Annotated in this window: 12 protein-coding genes; 10 read left to right on the forward strand and 2 right to left on the reverse strand. The window is 50.5% G+C overall.

The features are described 5' to 3' along the window. Positions 1-201 precede the first annotated feature (201 nt). Positions 202-1,617: a sugar transferase gene (locus CXIVA_RS06785; RefSeq protein ID WP_013977264.1), complete on the reverse strand. Its 1,416-nt coding sequence runs from the start codon at positions 1,615-1,617 to the stop codon at positions 202-204. A gap of 223 nt (positions 1,618-1,840) precedes the next feature. On the opposite strand from CXIVA_RS06785, the gene CXIVA_RS06790 reads away from it, so the two are divergent. The 4 genes from CXIVA_RS06790 to pyk all read left to right on the forward strand — a co-directional run bounded on the left by CXIVA_RS06790 (position 1,841) and on the right by pyk (position 7,896). After that, a complete protein-coding gene (locus CXIVA_RS06790) occupies positions 1,841-3,001 on the forward strand; it encodes an LCP family protein (RefSeq protein ID WP_013977265.1) in 1,161 nt (386 codons plus the stop codon). A 179-nt stretch (positions 3,002-3,180) separates the two neighbouring features. Continuing rightward, positions 3,181-4,809: a trypsin-like peptidase domain-containing protein gene (locus tag CXIVA_RS06795; RefSeq protein ID WP_013977266.1), complete on the forward strand. Its 1,629-nt coding sequence runs from the start codon at positions 3,181-3,183 to the stop codon at positions 4,807-4,809. 3 nt (positions 4,810-4,812) lie between these two features. Further along, entirely contained in the window at positions 4,813-5,745 is a 933-nt protein-coding gene (gene arcC, locus CXIVA_RS06800; RefSeq protein ID WP_013977267.1) for a carbamate kinase, read from the forward strand. Positions 5,746-6,141: 396 nt separating this feature from the next. After that, complete coding sequence (gene pyk, locus CXIVA_RS06805) at positions 6,142-7,896, forward strand: pyruvate kinase (RefSeq protein ID WP_013977268.1); 1,755 nt, start codon at positions 6,142-6,144, stop codon at positions 7,894-7,896. Between the two features lie 263 nt (positions 7,897-8,159). On the opposite strand, the gene CXIVA_RS06810 is transcribed toward pyk, so the two are convergent. Beyond that, positions 8,160-9,080 carry a sugar phosphate nucleotidyltransferase gene (locus CXIVA_RS06810; protein WP_013977269.1) on the reverse strand — a complete coding sequence of 307 codons (921 nt, stop codon included), beginning with the start codon at positions 9,078-9,080 and terminating at the stop codon, positions 8,160-8,162. Between the two features lie 991 nt (positions 9,081-10,071). Here CXIVA_RS06810 and gltX point away from each other — a divergent pair. From gltX to CXIVA_RS06840, 6 genes are all read left to right on the forward strand, one after another. After that, entirely contained in the window at positions 10,072-11,523 is a 1,452-nt protein-coding gene (gene gltX, locus CXIVA_RS06815) for a glutamate--tRNA ligase (protein ID WP_013977270.1), read from the forward strand. Positions 11,524-11,764: 241 nt separating this feature from the next. After that, entirely contained in the window at positions 11,765-13,954 is a 2,190-nt protein-coding gene (gene nrdD / locus CXIVA_RS06820) for an anaerobic ribonucleoside-triphosphate reductase (protein WP_013977271.1), read from the forward strand. 222 nt (positions 13,955-14,176) lie between these two features. Next, positions 14,177-14,884, forward strand: coding sequence for a DNA/RNA nuclease SfsA (sfsA, locus tag CXIVA_RS06825; protein WP_013977272.1), 708 nt, complete (start codon positions 14,177-14,179; stop codon positions 14,882-14,884). 131 nt (positions 14,885-15,015) lie between these two features. Next, the gene (locus CXIVA_RS06830) at positions 15,016-15,411 is read left to right on the forward strand and encodes a LysR family transcriptional regulator (protein ID WP_013977273.1); all 396 of its coding nucleotides are present in this window, start codon (positions 15,016-15,018) and stop codon (positions 15,409-15,411) included. A gap of 12 nt (positions 15,412-15,423) precedes the next feature. Beyond that, the gene (locus tag CXIVA_RS06835; protein ID WP_013977274.1) at positions 15,424-16,806 is read left to right on the forward strand and encodes an IS3 family transposase; all 1,383 of its coding nucleotides are present in this window, start codon (positions 15,424-15,426) and stop codon (positions 16,804-16,806) included. Next, positions 16,799-17,422 carry a LysR substrate-binding domain-containing protein gene (locus CXIVA_RS06840; protein WP_278244625.1) on the forward strand — a complete coding sequence of 208 codons (624 nt, stop codon included), beginning with the start codon at positions 16,799-16,801 and terminating at the stop codon, positions 17,420-17,422. Before CXIVA_RS06835 ends, CXIVA_RS06840 begins: the two co-directional genes overlap by 8 nt. Positions 17,423-17,633: the final 211 nt, after the last annotated feature.

A 17,633-nucleotide genomic window follows, 5' to 3' on the forward strand; every position in this document is an offset into this window, starting at 1 on the left:
AGAAAATCCCGCGCCTCGGACGCAGAGGGCGGGGAACAAAGAAAACGGAGCCTGCCGCACGTAATGTGCGGAGGCTCCGTTTTTTACGGTTGGTCGCTCTGTGACCGGCTCGTTCTGCGGCCGGATCGTTTTACGGCCGGTCGTTCTGTGACCGGCTCGTTTCTGCGGCTGTTTCCGTTTCCCGATGTCTGCCGGGAGGGATTATACAGCGCCGTCTCTGTGCAGAACCACGCCGATGGTTTTGAACAGGATCTTGATGTCCAGGCGAAGGTTCCAGGCTTTGATGTAATCGTTGTCCAGTTTGACGATCTGTTCGAAGTCTGTGATACTGCTGCGGCCGCTGACCTGCCACATGCCGGTAAGGCCCGGCTTGAAGCTCAGGCGGGATTTGTGGTGCGCGTCGTACTGCTTGAATTCGCCCACTGTGGGCGGCCGGGTGCCCACCAGGCTCATATCGCCTTTCAGGACATTCCAGAACTGGGGAAATTCGTCCAGGCTGGAAGTGCGGATTTTCTGGCCGATGCCCGGGAGGATCCGAGGATCATTATCCATCTTGAACATGCCGCCCTTCATCTTGTTCTGTTTCATTAATTCTTTTTTGCGTTCCTCTGCGTCCATATACATGGAGCGGAATTTGTAGATCTTGAACTGGCGGCCGTTTTTGCCTACCCGGGTCTGGGTAAAGAAGACAGGACCCGGGTCTGCCCGCCGGATGGCCGGGGCGATAAACAGGAAGAGAATACCGGTGATCGCCAGCCCTACAATGCCGCCGATGATATCGGTGAGGCGCTTTAACAGCAGCTGCCAGCCGGCGGCGGTATTGTTGCTGGTGGTCAGGACGATGTGGCCGCCGATTTTTTCCGTCAGGCTGTTGGGAAGGTCAGAGACGTGGGACAGCAGACTGATATGGACGGTAATGCCCACTTCCAGGAAATAGTTGGCCATGCGCATCTGCTCTTTCTGGTTATCCAGGGAAAGAAACACTTCGTCCACCACCTCGTCGATGACATACTGGCGGATGTTCTGCCGGCAGCAGACCACAGGCACGCCTTCGATCTGGCTGCCGGTCATGTCTTCGTCGGTAACGATCACGCCGCAGATATAGAAGACGTTGTAGCGCCGCTTATGCATGCTGCGGATCAGCTTTCCCGCGGTCTTGCGGTCGGCGATGATCAGCATATGGGGCAGATTGACATTGTTGAGCATATGAAGACGGACAATCCGCTTCCACACAATGCGCATGGCATAGATGGCAACGGCGCTGATGATGCCGGTCTGGATCACAACCTGCCGGGAAAAGATGAAGGCCTGTCGGGTAAAGTACAGGTACAGGACAAACAGAAGAAACGTCAGGATGACCTGTATGACGACGGCCCGCAGTTCCTGGTAGCGGTTGCGGCGCAGAATGTTTTTGTAGGCATTGCCGAACATGGCCACAAAGAAATAAATCAGCAGCAGCGTCAGGCAGAGTTGGAGATACATACGGGAACGGAAGTCCCCGTCATAAATACCGAAGCGGATGAAGACAGAGAGGTAGTAGGCGAATATCAGAACAATCAGGTCTACAATTGTGAAATCCAGATGCTTCATCCAGTTGAGTTTTGATTTTTTGTACATATGATGAAATCCTGTTTATGCCCAGCCCCGGAAAGGGATGGACTATTGTAAAATAAGCCGTGAAGTTATGATTGGAAACATTGTAACATACTGCCGATGGAATTACCAACGCCCGGGGCAGAAACGGGATTTTTTAGCCTTTTTAAGAAAAAATCTGTTGTCCTTTAGGGACAGTTAGGGTATGATAGGGAAAGGACATTTTTAAAGTGCAAGAGGGATATCCATGTCGAAAAACACGTCCGCCAGAAGAAGAAAGCGCAAGCTGATTTTTCTCGTCATCGAGATTATTCTGATTGTGATTCTTGCAATTGGCTTACTCGTATTTAATAAGCTGAATCTGATCAAGCGGGTTTCTTTTGATCAGTCGGCCATGAAGACCAACAAGCTTTCGGAAGAAACCGTGAAAAAATACACCGGCTATACGACCATTGCGCTGTTCGGACTGGACAACCGCAAGCAGGGAGAGTATAAGACCGGCAATACGGATGTCATCATGATCGCCAATATCAACAATGACACAAAGGAGATGAAGATTGTTTCCGTATACCGGGACACCTTCTTAAATGTGGGCGATGAGGACATTACCTTCCAGAAGTGCAACTCTGCCTATGCGCGGGGCGGCTACAAGCGTGCCATCAGCATGCTGAACAAGAACCTGGATATTGATGTGGACAATTACCTGGCCTTTGATTTCCAGGCAGTGGCAGACGCGGTGGATATTCTCGGTGGTGTGACGATCAATATTGACAGCGAGGAAGAGCTGAAATATCTGAACAAATACATCAAACATACCAACGGAATTCTGGATACCCACGCAAAGACGTTCAAAACAGTTGGAAAGCACAATTTAAATGGCGTGCAGGCAGTGGCATATTCCCGGATCCGCTATACCGCAGGGGGCGATTACAAACGTGCCCAGCGCCAGCGTCTGGTTCTTTCCAAGATGATCGCCAAAGCCAGAAAAGCAAACTTTTCCCAGATGAACAAACTGGTCAACGCGGTATTCCCGAAGATCGAGACCGGACTGTCACAGAAGGAAATGCTGAATATGATGCGGGCGATGCTGAATTATGACTCTTCCAAGAGCCGTGGTTTCCCGTTTACACGGACGACCAAGACGCTGCCGGCAAAAGGCAGTGTGGTAGTGCCCTGTGACCTGGAGTCCAATGTAATCAAACTGCAGAAATATTTCTACGGCACCGATAACTACAAACCGTCGGACGCAGTGAAAAAATACAGCCAGATGATCGTCAGCCAGACGGGAATCACGAAGAACGGCGCAGCCCACGACAGCTTCGAAGGCGGCGATAACTTTAAGAATTCCAGTACGAACACCACCGGAAGCTCAGGCAGTTCCTCCGGTACGGGCAGTACATCCAATTAGATAAGAAACTGACAGGGGGGAGACAGTGAACAGACCTTGCCGGGCATCGGGCCCGGAGGCATTTCCCTGAATACAGTTGCGTGTAACAGAAGCAGGGCTTGTAAGAATCTTACGAGCCCTGATTATGTTTTTCTATATTTGCCGAAGGAATTATATACGGAAAGAGAGGCAGAACATATATGTCAGATGAAATGAATCGGAAAAACCTGACCGGCGCAGACGGTCAGAGGGTGTCCGGCGGAACCGGTGCTTCCGGCGCGGACGGCCGTGAGGGCTGGATGCATCAGGGAGATGATTCCATGTTCGCGGAGGGCCCGGCACAGCAGCCGCAGAGTGACTCGGTCTATTCTTATAATTACAGAGATACAGACAGCGCGTCCCATTCCGGGGACTACGATGCCCGCAGGGACAGCGGAAACTACTCCTATGAAAGCGGGGACAGCGGTGATTTTTCCGGGCCGGGCAGCGGCACAGAGGATTCCGGCCGTGCTTATACCGGAGAAAATAACTGGCGGGAGACCCGCAGGACCTATGAACGGCCCAAACGGAGATTTGGCGGCGGAGGCGGCGGAAGAGGCCGCGGGAGAAACGGCGGAGGCATACGGACTCCCCAGTCCCCCGGCGGCAGATTCGGACTCAACCTGCTGAAATGCGTGGCTTTTGCCGTAGTCTTCGGCCTGATCGCAGGCGGAATCATCCATGGAATGAACCCCTCCGGCGCAGGCAGCATCGGCTCGGCCGAACTGACAGAGGGATCTTCCGGCAGCGCTTCAGACGGGAAGAATTCTTCCGGAAGCAGCGCTTCCGGCAGCAATACAGATGCCGCGGCAGTCGTGAAAAATGTCATGCCTTCCATCGTATCCATTACAACGGTCAGCCAGTCGGAATATTACGACATGTTCGGCCAGTCGGAGGCATATGAGAGCAAAGGGAGCGGATCCGGCATCATTGTATCCGATGACTCCGAAAACCTGTATATCGCGACGAACAACCACGTGGTAGAAGGGGCCAGATCCCTGACGGTTGTATTTTCCGATGACCAGAGCGTATCAGGCAGTGTGAAGGGGACAGACGCAAGTTCTGACCTGGCCGTGGTTACGGTGAAGAAATCAAAAATGAAGAAGTCCACCCTGTCAGCCATCAAGACAGCAGTCCTGGGTGACTCCAAGAGCCTGAAAGTCGGAGAACCCTGCATTGCCATCGGCAACGCGCTGGGATACGGCCAGTCGGTGACTACCGGAGTCATCAGCGCGCTGAACCGTCAGGTCAGCACACAGGATTCCAGCACCGGTGAGACCTACTCCAATACCCTGCTGCAGACAGACGCGGCCATCAACCCCGGCAACAGCGGCGGCGCGCTGCTGGACTACAGCGGAAAAGTGATCGGCATCAATTCCGCCAAATTCTCGGATACCAGCGTAGAGGGAATGGGATTTGCCATCCCGGTTTCCACAGCCCGGCCTATTATAAACAATCTGATCAAAGGAAAGTCCAATGTATCAAACGGCAATGCGTACCTTGGCATTGTGGGAAGCGATGTATCGGAATCCGCGTCTTCGGCCTATGGCATCCCGAAGGGAATCTACATTACCAGCGTGGAGAAAGGCCAGGCAGCAGCAGCCGCAGGCCTCCAGAAGGGGGACATCATCACATCCTTTAACGGGGCGGATGTGACAGCCATGGCAGACTTAAAGAGCCGGCTGGCAGCCTGCAAACCGGGCGACAAAGTCAAAGTTGCATACAGCCGTTCGGATAACGGCGGATACAAGTCACATACGGTTACAGTAACACTGGGAAAGAAGAAATAAGCTATGAAGAAAAAGAAAATTACACTGGCTCTCGGACATGACGCACTGGGCACTACACTTCCGGAGCAGAAGAAAGCAACCCGAAAAGCAGCGAAAGCCATCGCGGACCTGGTACAGGATGAGTGCCAGGTCGTGATCACACACAGCAACGGACCGCAGGTGGGGATGATCCATACGGCCATGTCAGAGTTCCACCGTCTGTACAAAGAATACACAGCCACCCCCATGTCCGTATGCTCAGCCATGAGCCAGGGGTATATCGGCTATGACCTGCAGAATGCCATCCGGGCGGAACTGATCAGCCGCGGTGTGTACAAGACAGTATCCACGGTACTGACCCAGGTAATCGTGGATCCTTATGATGACGCGTTTTACGCGCCGTCCAAGATCATCGGCCGGGTTATGAATGAGCAGGACGCGGAGGAAGAAGAACACAAAGGCAATCATGTCGTTGCAGCGGAAGGCGGCTACCGCAGAATCGTGGCAGCGCCGAAACCCATGGAAATCGTTGAGATCGACGCAGTGCGGGCCCTGCTTTCCGCGGATCAGATTGTCATTGCGGCCGGCGGCGGCGGAATACCGGTGCTGTCCCAGGGATATGAGCTCAAAGGCGCCAGCGCGGTCATTGAAAAGGACCTGGCAGCCGGACTTCTGGCGGATGAGGTAAATGCCGACGTGCTGATCCTTCTGACCGATCAGGAATATGCCTATCGGGATTACGGCAGTGATTCGGCCAGCGCGATCCGGGATATTTCCTGCAAAGAGGCGGAACAGCTGCTGACAGACGGGCATTTCGGAGCGGGCACCATGGCGCCGAAATTTGAGACCGCACTGAAATTCATCGGTGATTCCGCGGTCCGTCAGGTGATTATCACCCGGCTGGACTGCATGCGGGACGCACTGGATGGAAACACCGGCACACATATCCACAAATAAAATCCGGCGGTCAGACGGCCGGAAAGGGGAGCAAAAGCAGGGGCTGCAGGATACGCGGCCCCTGTATTTTTTTTCGTGCAAATAAAATGGAGGGGAGGATTTCCAAATCCACAATCCCAGTAAAATCAAGGATTACGTTAAAAAATTAACAAAATTGTATACATAATAAACAAAAGAAACAGCCATGGATTGTGAAAAAAGGATACAAAAAAAATCGTTTTATATTATAATAATACCAGCATCGGCAGCATGGGTACAGAGGATCTGTGCGCTGCCGCAATACAAAAAGGTTACCGGTAATTGCACTGACTCCTGACCCGGCGGCAGAGTTCCCCGTACCGGAATCCACGGATCGTCAGCTGCGTTTTATATGATATAGAGGAGAAAATAGGTAGTATGACAACATTTCGCAAAACAAAAATCATCTGCACGCTGGGTCCGGCAACTGATCAGGGAGATACCCTGAAGCAGCTTGCATTAAACGGCATGAATGTGGCCAGATTCAACTTTTCCCATGGCAGTCATGAGGAACAGGCGGAACGGTTTCAGAAGCTGGTGGCAGTCCGGGAAGAGACCGGGCTCCCCATTGCTACGCTTCTGGATACCAAGGGACCGGAGATCCGGGTCAAAGATTTCAAAGAGGGCGCGATCGAATTAAAGGAAGGACAGAAATTCACACTGTCCATCGGCGATTTTCTGGGAGATGAGAATCGTGTGGCCATTTCATTTGAAGATCTGTACCAGGATGTGGAGCCCGGCAGCCGGATTCTGATTGATGACGGGCTGATCGAGATGCATGTGGATGAGATCTCCGGCACGGATATCATATGCACGGTTGACAACGGCGGCCCGGTGTCCAATCACAAAGGGGTCAACGTGCCGAATGCGGCGCTGTCCATGCCGTTTATCAGTGAGAAAGACCGTTCGGATATTGAATTCGGTATCCGCCAGGGCTTCGATTTTATTGCGGCGTCGTTTACCCGGACAGCCGATGATATTCTGGAGATCCGCAAGATACTGGAGGATAACGGGGGCACGGAAATCCAGGTCATCGCGAAAATTGAGAACAAGCAGGGCGTGGACAACATCGACGATATCATCCGCGTCAGCGACGGCGTGATGGTGGCCCGCGGAGATATGGGCGTGGAGATTCCCTTCGAGGATGTGCCGGCGATCCAGAAAAAGATCATCAAAAAGACGTATACCGCCGGCAAGCAGGTAATTACCGCCACACAGATGCTGGATTCCATGATCAAGAATCCCCGTCCCACCAGGGCGGAGACAGCCGATGTGGCAAACGCGGTATATGACGGCACCAGCGTCATCATGCTGTCCGGCGAGACGGCAGCCGGCCTGTATCCGGTGGAGGCATTAAAGACCATGGTCCGCGTGGCCACCCGGACGGAGCAGGATATTGATTATGCCAAACGCCTGAAAAACAGAGACCATACAGAGGAAAATGACATTACCAATGCCATTGCCCACGCAACCTGCACGACAGCGCTGGATCTGAATGCCTCAGCGATTATTTCCGTCAGCAGTTCCGGCAGAACCGCGCGCATGGTATCCAAATACCGGCCCAGCTGCCCGATTATCGGGTGTTCGACCTATGATCATGTATGCCGCCGGATGAATATGTCCTGGGGCGTGATTCCCATGCAGCTGGAGCTTCAGAACAATCCGGATGACCTCTTCGAGCATGCGGTGGACAGCGCAACCGCCAACGGACTGATCTCCGAAGGAGATGTGGTAATCGTTACCGCCGGCGTGCCGCTGGGCGTATCCGGCACGACGAACCAGATCAAGGTGCAGATTGCCGGCAATATCATGATCCGCGGCAAGGGAGTCAACGGCAGCCGGGTGTCCGCCAATGTATGCATCGCGGATTCCGCGGAGTCACTGGAACGGGATTTCAAGACCGGAGACATTATCGTGGCAAAAGACACCGATAACAGCATGCTGCACTATCTGCGCCAGGCTTCCGGATTGATTCTGGAATCCAAAAGCTCCAATTCCCACGGCGTGATTGCGGGCATGAGCCTGGATCTTCCGGTGATCCGTGATGCCAGTCACGCGACGGAAATCCTGAAGACCGGCAGCTATATTACGATGGATCCGAAGCGGGGAACGGTAAGCACCGCCAAAAATTAATCAGCATCTGCTCACAGACGAAGGGAGAAGCATTCGCCTGCTTCCAGCCCTCTGCCGACAGACAGGAAACAGGGGCCGGGGCAAAACGGATTTCGTTTTGCCCCGGCCCCTGTGTGCATGAAGCAGGTGCACGAGCATATCATCGTAAGAATCGGTTCACACGCCGGCCCCTGTGTGCGTAAAGCATAAGCCTTGGAGCTGCCTGCGCCGGAAGCAGGTGCAGGCGCTCCGGCTGACGGCAGACAAACCGGAAAGGACGGCCCTTACTTCCACAGCGGAGAGGGATACAGGCCCTCCTCTGTCATCCGGGCCAGTGCCTGCATTACGTCCGGCTTGTCCTCCCGGTAGGTGACGCCGTGCCATTTGTCCGGTGTCTTCAGAATCTGTACGGTGGCCCGGTCTTCTGCCAGAAGCTGGCTGACAACGCCGGGGAGGAAATATTCCCCTTTCAGCGGATTGTCCTGCAGCGCCTGATCCAGAAATGCCGGGAAGCGGTTCCAGGCCTCCTGCAGGAAGCTTTCCGAAAATCCCCACAGATTCATGGAAACCGGTGTGTCTCCGTCTATATCCTGCCAGGTGGTTCCCTGATCTGCCGAGTAACAGATGCGGTCAGACTGCTGCCGGATCTGTGTATACTCCGTCACGGAGGCAAGGAAGCCGGAGGCATCGGAAACACAGACGCCGCGGGATACGGAACCGTTGACCGTGACTGTGTTTTTCAGCAGATAGGCTGCCATACAGTAACGATAGTGGGTGTCGTCATGGTGGGACGTCAGATAATCGTAAATCAGGCGAAAGCAGGAAGGCCCGTAGTAATCGTCCGCATTGATGACGGCAAAGGGCCCGTCGATCAGATCCCGGGCTGCCAGAATCGCGTGGGCAGTGCCCCAGGGTTTTTCCCGGCCGTCAGGGACGGAATATCCCGCCGGAAGATCATCGAGGGTCTGATAGGCGTAGGCGGTCTCCATCTGCCCGGCAATGCGGGAACCGATTTTTTCGCGGAATTCCCGGTCAATGGAAGGCTTGATGATGAAGATGACCTTCTCAAATCCGGCGCGCCGGGCGTCGTAGATGGAATAGTCCATGATCACTTCACCGGCGGGTCCCACCGGATCCAGCTGCTTTAATCCGCCGTAGCGGCTTCCCATGCCGGCCGCCATAACGACCAAAACTGGTTTTTTCATTGAGGTGTCTCCTTTGATCTGCGCAGCAGGTGTCAGGTGCTGCGGCGTTTTCTGCTCTTTTTATTATAACGGAGATTATACATATAATTGAATGAAAATTTATCAATTGATAGATAATAAATACATAACGCTGAAAAAAGTAAAAAAAGAACAGACAAAAGGTTGACAAAAGCGCGGATGTGAGATATATTATAGTCACAAAAAGAAATCAAGTTGAAACGGAAAGGAGGTACGGACCAAAGGGAATTTTAACAGTCACTCAAGCAACCGCATATTCCGGATCTGATACGTAAACCATGGAAGAGATAGTATAGAGCGTACAGGTTCTCCTGAGGGAGCAGCTACGGATCCATGAAGAAGAATGAAGAAATTGTCAGAGCCAGGAAAAGAGTTTACTGGGAGAAGACCAATGGGAATGTAAGTTGGATTTTTATCCACAAGAGAGCCGGAAGCTTAGTTTCGGCGGAACCTATTAACTTGAGGTTTCATCATTTGATATGAAGTCTCGTCAGCATATATGAGTGCCAGAGAAGGCTGGCATCGGATGCCAGGAGTCTGGCAGCATGAGTGGTTAATAGAACAACTGAATAGAGGAATCGTTCCGATGTCGCGGACATCGAGAAAAAGGACGAATTCTAGGACGATAAAATTGCATATAGGAGGACACTGAATGAGTCCAATCAATCATTGAGAGGCATTACTTAACAGGTGGTTAGGTAGTGCCTCTTCTTTCTGCGCGCAATATCCGGGCGGACTGCTGCGGACATTTTCCGGCAGTTTGCCGAGACTTTTCCGGCAGTCTGCCGTGATTTTTTTCCGGCAGCCCGCCGCGGGATTTTCTGGTTGTGCATCTGACCCGGCTGGAGTATAATCGTTTAGTGTGCCCTGAGGAAAATACCGACGCCTTGCCAGGGGGCAATTGCGCGGACCGCGGATGCGGACGGCAGACAGCAGACAAGGCGCAATTTATGATAAAGAAAGAGGTATAGCAATGGCAAAAGTCAGAACCAGATTCGCACCGAGCCCTACCGGACGGATGCATGTGGGAAATCTACGAACGGCTCTTTATACATATCTGATCGCGAAACATGCAGGCGGAGATTTTGTACTCCGTATCGAGGACACGGATCAGGGACGGTTTGTGGCGGAAGCGGAAGACATTATCTATCATACCCTGGCGGAGACCGGCCTGATCCATGATGAAGGTCCGGACAAAGACGGGGGATATGGCCCGTATGTGCAGAGTGAGCGCTGCAAGAGCGGTCTGTATATGAAGTACGCGCTGGAACTGATCGAGAAGGGAGAGGCTTACTACTGTTTCTGCGACCAGGAGCGCCTGGACAGCCTGAAACAGAACATCGGCGGCAAGGAAATCTCCTTCTATGACAAACACTGCCTGCATCTGTCCAAAGAAGAGATTGAAGCGAATCTGGCTGCGGGCAAGCCCTACGTCATCCGCATCAATGTGCCGAATGAGGGCAGCACATCGTTCCATGATGAGATTTACGGAGATATTTCCCAGCCCAATGAAGAACTGGACGATATGATCCTGATCAAGTCAGACGGATATCCCACGTACAATTTTGCCAATGTGGTAGATGACCATCTGATGCATATTACCCATGTGGTGCGGGGCAATGAGTATCTGTCCTCCGCGCCGAAATACACCCGTCTGTATCACGCCTTCGGATGGGAAGAACCGAAATATATCCACTGCCCGCTGATTACCAACGAAGAGCACCAGAAGCTTTCCAAGCGCAGCGGCCATGCTTCCTATGAAGATCTGGTGGAGCAGGGATTCCTGCCGGAAGCCATCGTGAATTTTGTGGCGCTGCTGGGATGGAGCCCGGAGGACAACCAGGAGATTATGTCCCTGCAGGAGCTGATTGAAAAATTCGATTACCGTCATATCAATAAGTCTCCGGCAGTCTTTGACATGGTCAAGTTAAGATGGATGAACGGGGAATATCTCAAGGCCATGGATTCCGACCGCTTCTATGAGCTGGCGGAGCCCTACATCAAAGAAGTGATCCATAAGGATCTGGATCTGCGCCATATCGCGGAGATGGTGAAAACAAGAATCGAAACCCTTCCGGAGATCAGGGAGCACATCGATTTCTTCGAAGAGGTGCCGGCGTATGAGGTATCCATGTATACCCACAAGAAGATGAAGACTGACCCGGAGAAATCCCTGGCGCTGCTGGAAGAGGTCCTGCCTCTGCTGGAGGCCCAGGAAGACTTCAGCAATGACGCCCTGTTCGCCATGCTGAAGGCCTATGGTTCGGAAAAAGGATATAAAGTCGGATATGTGATGTGGCCGATCCGTACCGCAGTGTCCGGAAAACAGATGACACCGGGCGGAGCCACCGAACTGATGGAGGTCCTGGGCAAGGAAGAGTCTGTAGACAGAATCAGAAAAGCGATTGAAAAACTTCGCGGATAAAAAAGACGTTTTTTGTGAAAAACGGACAAAAATACTAGATGTGGTAGTTATCTCTTGAAAAATGCCACTAGATGTTGTAGCATCTATAGTAACGAAGCAACAGGATATTGTACAGAAACCAGCAAGCGTGTCCCAACCAGGACCGCTTGTTGTGCGCATAAGGCAATTCTTTACAATTGTTCAACAATACAATGACAGATTCCCGGCAGGGAAAAGACAGGATGTGCAAGGGAGAACGGACATGAAGATCATCAAAAGAAGCGGAACAGAAGATACCTTTGATCTTAACAAAATCACGGCAGCTGTAGAGAAAGCGAACCGCTCGGTACCGGAGAGCGAACAGATGAGCAAAGAGCAGATCGCGGTGATTTCCGCAAATATGCGTACCATTTGTGAGGGAATGAACCGGGCGCTGAGCGTGGAAGAGATCCAGGATCTGGTGGAGAATCAGATCATGAATCAGCGGGCCTTTTCCGTGGCCCGCAATTACATCACCTATCGTTACAAACGGGCGCTGGTGCGAAAATCCAATTCCACCGATCAGCAGATCCTGACTCTTCTGGAGTATGACAATGAAGAGGTCAAACAGGAAAATTCCAATAAAAACCCGGCGGTCAACAGCGTGCAGAGAGACTATATGGCAGGGGAGGTCAGCAAGGATATCACCAAGCGTTTCCTGCTGCCGGAAGATATCTGGAAAGCCCATGAAGAAGGCATCATCCACTTCCATGACGCGGATTACTTTGCCCAGCATATGCACAACTGCTGTCTGGTGAACCTGGAGGACATGCTCCAGAACGGCACGGTTATCAGCGGAACCCTGATCGAGAAGCCCCACAGCTTTTCCACGGCATGCAATATCGCGACCCAGGCAGTGGCTCAGATTGCCAGCTCCCAGTATGGCGGCCAGAGCATTTCACTGGCGCATCTGGTGCCTTTTGTCAATGTCAGCCGTGAAAAATTCCGCAGGGAAGCCAGGGAAAATCTGGCAGAATGCGGCATTGAAGCAGATGAGGAGACCATCAACCGGATCGCGGAGCTGCGCCTGAAAAAAGAAGTGCAGCAGGGCGTTCAGCTGATCCAGTATCAGGTCATCACACTGATGACCACCAATGGCCAGGCACCGTTTATCACGATTTTCATGTATCTGGATGAAGTGCCGGAAGGACAGCTGCGGGATGATCTGGCCATGGTTACGGAAGAAATCCTGAAACAGCGGATCCAGGGAATCAAGAATGAGCAGGGTGTATACATCACACCGGCTTTCCCGAAGCTGATCTATGTGCTGGAAGAAGATAACATCCATGAAGACAGCAAATATTACTACCTGACCCGTCTGGCCGCGAAATGCACCGCCAAACGCATGGTTCCGGACTATATTTCTGAAAAGAAGATGAAGGAGCTGAAACAGGGGGATGTATACACATGCATGGGCTGCCGCAGCTTCCTGACTGTAGACCGTACCACGGAGAACGTGGCCAATGCGAAAAATTACGATCCAAACAAGCGGAAATACTACGGCCGCTTCAATCAGGGCGTTGTGACCATCAATCTGGTAGATGTGGCCCTGTCTTCCCAGAAGAATGAGGAAGATTTCTGGAGAATTTTTGACGAACGTCTGGAGCTGTGCCATCGGGCACTGCGCGCCCGTCATGAGAGACTGCTGGGCACACCGTCGGATGTGGCGCCGATTCTGTGGCAGCATGGCGCCCTGGCCAGACTGGCACCGGGAGAGCCCATTGACAAGCTGCTCTACGGCGGATATTCCACGATTTCCCTTGGCTACGCGGGCCTGTATGAGTGCGTACGCTACATGAAAGGCAAATCACACACCGACGCGGAGGCAAAACCCTTTGCCCTGGCTGTGATGCAGCATCTGAATGATGCCTGCCAGAAGTGGAAATCAGAGGAGAATATCGACTATTCCGTATACGGCACGCCGCTGGAGAGCACCACATACAAATTCGCGAAATGTCTCCAGAAACGATTCGGCAAAATCGAAGGCGTTACAGACAAGAACTATATTACCAACAGCTACCATGTGCATGTCACAGAGGAAATTGACGCTTTTACCAAACTGAAATTCGAGTCTGCTTTCCAGGAGCTTTCTCCGGGCGGCGCCATCAGTTATGTGGAGGTGCCGAACCTGCAGAACAATCTGGATGCGGTAATGGCCGTGATGGAGTTTATCTACGACAATATCATGTATGCAGAGCTCAACACCAAGAGCGATTACTGCCAGGAGTGCGGCTTTGACGGTGAGATACAGATTGTGGAAGAAGACAACAAGCTGGTGTGGGAATGCCCGAACTGCGGCAACCGGGATCAGAGCAAGCTGAATGTGGCTCGTCGTACCTGCGGCTATATCGGCAGCCAGTTCTGGAATCAGGGACGTACCCAGGAGATCAAAGAGCGGGTGCTTCATCTGTAAGCACGGTTTTGCCGAGCGGCTTCCGCGGATCCGCTGGAATCTCCGTAAAATAAAATACTGAGCGTAAGCATATAAGCTGTGAAAAAAACGAAAGGCAGGTTTTTTCACAGCTTATTTTTGTGATAAATCTGTTATAATGAGAGAACAGCAGGAAAAGACGGAAGAAAAAAGACACACAGACAGGGAACAGACATTGAAAAAGAAGGCAGTCAGCAGGAACTTATGATTTATCAGAACATAACCAACGGATATTTTATCGACCGTCCCAACCGGTTTGTCGCCCATGTGGAGATTGCGGGCCGGACAGAGACGGTACATGTCAAAAACACAGGCAGGTGCAGAGAGCTGCTGGTACCGGGAGCGGAAGTGATTCTGTCCCGTTCGGACAATCCGAACCGGAAAACAGCCTATGATCTGACCGCCGTATACAAACCCTCCCTGGGCCTTGTCAATATCGACAGTCAGGCTCCCAACCATGTAATGAAGGAATGGCTGGATACCCTGTCCTTTGACCTGGTTCGGCCGGAATATACCTATGGCCGGTCCCGCATCGATTTTTATATGGAGAAAGGAAAAGAAAGATTTCTTCTGGAAGTCAAGGGATGCACGCTGGAAGTGGACGGGATCGGCTACTTTCCGGACGCGCCCACGGAACGGGGCGTGAAGCATCTGCAGGAGCTGACAAAAGCGGAAAAAGAGGGATATCACGGGGGAATTGCCTTTGTCATTCCGATGCCGGGAGTTCGTAAGGTTCTGCCCAATGAAGCCACCCATCCGGAATTTGGGGAAGCCCTGGCGGATGCGGCGGCTGCAGGGGTGCAGATCCTGTATCTGCCCTGCGTGACCGAACCAAATGCGCTGTATATCGACAGGGGGAAGGCTGCGGAACTGAATCGGGGGTGGCTGGAGGAAAGCTGTTATGATAAATAATACATTACAGCGTGCATATAATATGCAATAATGAAAGCATCAGCATCTATTATCCGGATTACGGATGAAATAATCATGGCACAAAACAGAATGACAGAGAAAGTGGGTTGTTCATTTGAACGGAGGATAGCATGAATTTAAAACAGATGTTTTACTTTTCCGAAATAGCTAAAAGTCGCAGCTTTTCTCTTGCAGCGCAGAATCTATTTGTTTCACAGCCTTTACTGAGTCAGACAGTAAAACAATTAGAGGAAGAACTTGGGGTAACTCTGATTTATAGAACAAACCATGAGTTTTTTCTGACTTTTTCAGGGGAAGCATTTCTGGACTCCTGCAACTCCATTTTGAATTCGTTTTATGATATACCGAACAGGGTAAAGAGCAGCAATGATGTGTGCGGCAAGGTGACCATTTGCATGCCGGCGACATTATTAAATATCTATTTTCCGGATTTTCTTGCAGAGTTTGCAGACAAATATCCGCATATGGGGGTGCGGACAAAAACCTGGACACATATAGGGCTCTGAAAGGAGTCAATGATGTATTCAGAAGAACAGAGAACAAAGGCACTGCATGTTTTCCATCAGACAGGATCTGTTACAGATGTGGTACGTCAACTTGGTTATCCCAGCAGAAAGCAACTGTATACCTGGATTCGTAACGAGGGAAAAACAAAAGAAAAGCGAAAAAAACTTAATCTTAAAAACACCACCGAGCACCCCAGAAATCCTCCGGCGGAGTTTAAGCTGCAAGTGCTTCGTCGTTGCTTTGAGAATGGAGAGAGTGTAAAATCAGTATCAGAGGAGATCGAATACAGCCGAGCCAGCATATATATGTGGCGAAAGCGATATCTTCAAGGAGGTGCAGCTTCTCTGATGAACACGAAAAATATCAGGCCGGGAAAATTACCGGATATGGATGAAAAGATATCTTCAGAAGAAGTCGAATCGCTCAGAAAGCAGATGTACGAGCTCCAATTGGAAGTAGATATCTTAAAGGAGACAATTAACGTATTAAAAAAAGACCCCGGCGTCGACTGGAAGGACCTGAAGAACAGGGAGAAAGTAGCGGTAATCGACGCCATGAAGGAGAAGTACCCGCTACCGATCCTGCTTCGAAGAATGAAACTGTCAAGGAGTAGTTACTACTATCAGATAAAGGCTTTTGCAGCAGAAGATAAATATGAGTATCTGCGCCATGAAGTTGTTCGTATATTCCTTGAAAACAAAGCTCGGTATGGATATCGCAGGATCCATGCAGAACTAAAAAAGACAGGGATAAAGGTCTCGGAGAAGGTCGTTCGCAGAGTGATGAAGGAAGAGGGTCTTGAAGTAAAAATCCGAAAAACGAGGAAATACAGTTCGTATAAGGGGGAAATCAGTCCTGCTGTTCCAAACGAAGTACAGAGAGATTTTCATAGCGAGAAACCAGACGAACTTCTTTTGTCGGATATCAGCGAGTTTGCTATTCCGGCCGGCAAGGTATATCTGTCTCCGGCAGTAGACTGCTTCGATGGAATGCTGGTCACGTGGAGAATAAGCGAACATCCAAATGCCGATCTCGTCAACGGCATGCTCGACGATGTGATTGCGAACATAGGCGCAAACTCCAAACCAATCATTCATACGGATCGAGGATGCCACTATCGCTGGCCAGGTTGGATCGAGAGAATGAAGATAAACGGGTATACCAGATCCATGTCACAGAAAGGGTGCTCTCCAGATAATGCTGCTTGTGAAGGTTTATTTGGACGAATAAAAAATGAGTTCTTCTACAATCAGGACTGGACGGGTGTGACCGTGGAGGAATTCTCACGTGAGTTAGATCTGTACCTTCATTGGTACAATGAAAAAAGAATCAAGAAATCGTTAGGGTATTTGAGCCCTGTGGAGTACAGGCGATCTCTTGGATTGGTTGCCTAGGCTGTCCAAGAAAACGTCCGCACCCCCTATCGAAATAGAGGTGTTGGAAGAAGGGTCCTACCGGGTAAGAGACATGATTTGCAATCATGAAGCAGATCTTGGTATAGTTATGCTTCCAGTTAATAGTGAAGGAATGAATATCTATCCGCTTGTGGAAGATGAATGCTGTCTTGTGACAAATGATCAGCATAGACTGGCAAAAAACGCGGTTACGAATCTTCTGGAACTGGAAAATGAAAAACTGATTATATATAACAAAAATTTCGTCCTTTATAAGGAAATAAAGGAAGCTTTTGGGAATATGGGAATAGTTCCGCATATCGTTAATACCAGTTCGATGCCTTCATTTATTATTAAGATGGTGATGTTGGGTCAGGGGATTTCAATACTTCCCAGACCGGTTCTTGATGCGACCCATGCGGCATTTACGACATCAAGACTGGATCCGAAGATTCCCTGGCGTATAGCGTTGCTGGAATCCAAGAAACATTATATGCCAATAGCAGCATCTTGCTTGAAGGATGCCATTCTGAATCATCAATTTAATATTAAAAAAATAGAGTACTGTATACCGTCTCCTGAATGTATAGAGAACTGTACTCAGTTTAATTCGTGATGAATAGTGCAAAGCTCTTCTTGCTGAAAAGGCAGGAAGGGCTTTTTTACTATAATTTTTTCTTATACATCATATTATCCTTGAATTTATATAAAATATAAATTTTAATCTTATAAACACTATATAAAACTAGTAATTTTACACAATAATATTGAAATAATATAATGAAAATGTAAAAAATATAGCAATTACTCAGATTGGAAATTATGCA

Origin of the sequence: Clostridium sp. SY8519 (genome assembly GCF_000270305.1) — a bacterium.
Taxonomy (GTDB): Bacteria; Bacillota; Clostridia; order Lachnospirales; family Lachnospiraceae; genus SY8519.

What these genes read in the sequence shown, in the direction of transcription:
- CXIVA_RS06785 (WP_013977264.1), bottom strand. Translation starts at nt 1,617, where the DNA reads ATGTACAAAAAATCAAAACTCAACTGGATGAAGCATCTGGATTTCACA.
- CXIVA_RS06790 (WP_013977265.1), top strand. Translation starts at nt 1,841, where the DNA reads ATGTCGAAAAACACGTCCGCCAGAAGAAGAAAGCGCAAGCTGATTTTT.
- CXIVA_RS06795 (WP_013977266.1), top strand. Translation starts at nt 3,181, where the DNA reads ATGTCAGATGAAATGAATCGGAAAAACCTGACCGGCGCAGACGGTCAG.
- arcC (WP_013977267.1), top strand. Translation starts at nt 4,813, where the DNA reads ATGAAGAAAAAGAAAATTACACTGGCTCTCGGACATGACGCACTGGGC.
- pyk (WP_013977268.1), top strand. Translation starts at nt 6,142, where the DNA reads ATGACAACATTTCGCAAAACAAAAATCATCTGCACGCTGGGTCCGGCA.
- CXIVA_RS06810 (WP_013977269.1), bottom strand. Translation starts at nt 9,080, where the DNA reads ATGAAAAAACCAGTTTTGGTCGTTATGGCGGCCGGCATGGGAAGCCGC.
- gltX (WP_013977270.1), top strand. Translation starts at nt 10,072, where the DNA reads ATGGCAAAAGTCAGAACCAGATTCGCACCGAGCCCTACCGGACGGATG.
- nrdD (WP_013977271.1), top strand. Translation starts at nt 11,765, where the DNA reads ATGAAGATCATCAAAAGAAGCGGAACAGAAGATACCTTTGATCTTAAC.
- sfsA (WP_013977272.1), top strand. Translation starts at nt 14,177, where the DNA reads ATGATTTATCAGAACATAACCAACGGATATTTTATCGACCGTCCCAAC.
- CXIVA_RS06830 (WP_013977273.1), top strand. Translation starts at nt 15,016, where the DNA reads ATGAATTTAAAACAGATGTTTTACTTTTCCGAAATAGCTAAAAGTCGC.
- CXIVA_RS06835 (WP_013977274.1), top strand. Translation starts at nt 15,424, where the DNA reads ATGTATTCAGAAGAACAGAGAACAAAGGCACTGCATGTTTTCCATCAG.